General features: G+C 40.3%; 2 protein-coding genes. Both read right to left on the reverse strand.

Translation table 11 applies throughout. From position 1 onward, the window contains the following. On the reverse strand, positions 1-267 hold a 267-nt coding region (locus tag LD28_RS23700), incomplete at its 3' end, for a hypothetical protein (RefSeq protein WP_206538760.1). Position 268: 1 nt separating this feature from the next. Continuing rightward, a partial coding sequence (locus LD28_RS23450; RefSeq protein WP_420911713.1) for a gp53-like domain-containing protein occupies positions 269-687 on the reverse strand: 419 nt, incomplete at its 5' end.

Raw genomic sequence — 687 nt, forward strand, 5'->3', positions numbered from 1 at the left:
TCGATGCCTTTCAGCTATCCACATAGTGGATGATATGGCTGTATCTCTGTATGCCCTTGCAATTTCACAAGACTGCTCAGGATTTTGCTGGTGCTTTCTCAGGCGCGGATTTCTGTTTTGGTCAGAATATATTTCCAATCCTGAGGAATTGCCATCTATCAATTCTACGTATGTGATCCCCCATTCACATTCAGGAACGTACGAACTTTTAATAGTGTCATAGTTGTCATCAAAAAAACCTACATTATCAGGATCGAAATACTTCATGTTATTTTCCTATTGCCAGCCACGAAAATGATATAGATGTTGGTGTACTACTAGAGTACGATGATGAAAACCCAGTGTTACTGGCCCTCTCGCTACTCATTATATATCCGCGTGTATTTCCTGAAGAGGCAATTCCATTTCCTGAGTGTGTAAGCAAGTTTGCCTTAACATCTTCTGAAAATGCTGTTGGGAATGTAATATTTAACACTTGGTTTGCTGTTGTGGAACTAACAGAGCCGTATCCACACTGAAGCTTCCATGAACCTAACCATGTTGGCGCAACAAAACATAATGTATTTGATGTCAATGTAAGGGAAAAGCCAAAGCTTAGTTTTTTTGGTGTAATGGCAACATCATCATCTGCGCCAGTATTTGTTTGTTGTTGGCTTGCAATTTTTATAGCTCCGCGCAGCGATTCAC

The organism is Aeromonas finlandensis (genome assembly GCF_000764645.1).
Lineage (GTDB): Bacteria > Pseudomonadota > Gammaproteobacteria > Enterobacterales > Aeromonadaceae > Aeromonas > Aeromonas finlandensis.